Raw genomic sequence first — 1,651 nt, forward strand, 5'->3', positions numbered from 1 at the left:
TGTGTGCATAAACTCTCAAGGTTATGTCTATGGCGGAGCATGCTTATGAAGCTTCTCAAAGGATTCACTCTCATAGAAAGCGTGATTGCTATTGTGATCATGGGCTTTGCGATGCTCGCTCTCACCAGCTTTCTATACCCACAGATCGAACGTTCTGCGGCGGTTCAATATCAAACTCGTGCCGTCACCTTGGGCCAAAGCATGCTCAGCCAAATTTTGGCGCGTGGCTTTGATCATTGGAGTGATTTTGATGGTGGCACTGTACGCTGTGGAGAGCCTGCCGCAATATCTAACCCGCTTAACCCGACAAATAGTTGTACAGGAAGTGGGGGGCTTGGTGTTGATACTACAGGTGGAATAACCGAGGCTAATCCTAGTAGCTTCAACGATGTCGATGATTACATCGGTTGCTGGGCTGGTGCGAATAGCTCCAATTGTCAGGCTGTGACGCCTGAGTACGACCTAACCGATATTCTAGGGGCGGATATTTCAGCGCAATACAACAATTTCACTGTGATTGTTGCAGCCACGTATGTTGACCCAACCTCTTTTTCAGACACAACCAGCATTACGACGATGAAAAAGATCACCGTACAGATCCAAGCAGGAAAGTGGGGCGATTACCGCTTTTTCGGATATAAGGGAAATTACTGATGAAGCGCAACGGCTTTACACTCATTGAAATGGTGATGACGATCATTGTCGGGGCTATTTTGGTGCTTGGCATTGCAGGCTTTATCGAACTGGGCATGAAAGGCTATTCCGATACCGTTGACCGACAGAGAATGCAAACTCAAGCTCGATTTGTGTTGGAAAAAATATCGCGTGAAGTCAGACACTCGATTCCGAATAGCATTTCTGTCTCAGGAGCCACAGACAAGTGTCTTTCGTTTTACCCTATTTTGTATTCAGGCTTCTATTCTGTTTCTGCCGCTAATAACCTCAGCCTGTCATTCTTGGTTGGGAATGATTCTCCTCCCGCGAGTTATGACGGCCTCTCTATGATCATTAACCCAAGCCAACAGAGTGACCTTACCAACACCGATATCGCTATCCCTTTATCTGGCACGAATACCACGGTGACACTCACTCAGCCTCTTGCGAGTGAATCTATTGCAAATAGGCACTATATTTATAAAGACCTTGTGACTTATTGTTTTAACTCGGCCGGCTCTGCGATCACTCGAAACAGTGTTCAAGTTGCAGATAGCGTCACCGGTGGCGACATCAGTTACGATGCACCAACTTTACAGCGCGGCGGCGTCGTTCATCTTGACCTGGTCTTTTCTGATGACGGAGAAACCACGAGTTTCCAACAAGACATACAGGTGCTCAATGTTCCATAAGAATCGATTGTCCTATAGAAACCGATTGTCCAGCAAAAGCCAAATACTGAATGGACGACGCAAACAGTCGGGCAGTTTGTACATTATTGCCGTATTCGTACTGGTGGTGATGGGTTTTTTAGGCGCGGCATTAACGCGAATGGAATGGTCAAACAATGATGCTCTAACACGCGATGCTCTTGGCACTCAGGCGTGGTTGCTTTCTCATTCGGCCAATGAGTTGGTGCTCACTTATATGTACCCACTGAATGCTTCCTCCGCGATTGCGACCAATTGCACAGCGCCACTGCCATCGGCCATTACTA

2 protein-coding genes and 1 pseudogene are annotated in these 1,651 nt (G+C 47.2%); all 3 read left to right on the top strand.

Features of this window, described 5'->3' with window-relative positions; all coding sequences use genetic code 11:
* Window positions 1-39: 39 nt before the first annotated feature.
* Window positions 40-654 (top strand): prepilin-type N-terminal cleavage/methylation domain-containing protein, encoded by a 615-nt coding sequence (locus ACP45E_RS20340; RefSeq protein ID WP_017038236.1) that lies wholly within the window; start codon window positions 40-42, stop codon window positions 652-654.
* Window positions 654-1,346, top strand: coding sequence for a PilW family protein (locus tag ACP45E_RS20345; protein WP_017035382.1), 693 nt, complete (start codon window positions 654-656; stop codon window positions 1,344-1,346). The genes ACP45E_RS20340 and ACP45E_RS20345 overlap by 1 nt, the downstream gene beginning before the upstream one ends.
* A gap of 25 nt (window positions 1,347-1,371) precedes the next feature.
* Window positions 1,372-1,651 (top strand): annotated as a pseudogene (locus tag ACP45E_RS20350) (MSHA biogenesis protein MshP); the annotation flags it as partial.

Origin of the sequence: Vibrio genomosp. F10 str. 9ZD137 (genome assembly GCF_049974785.1) — a bacterium.
GTDB lineage: Bacteria > Pseudomonadota > Gammaproteobacteria > Enterobacterales > Vibrionaceae > Vibrio.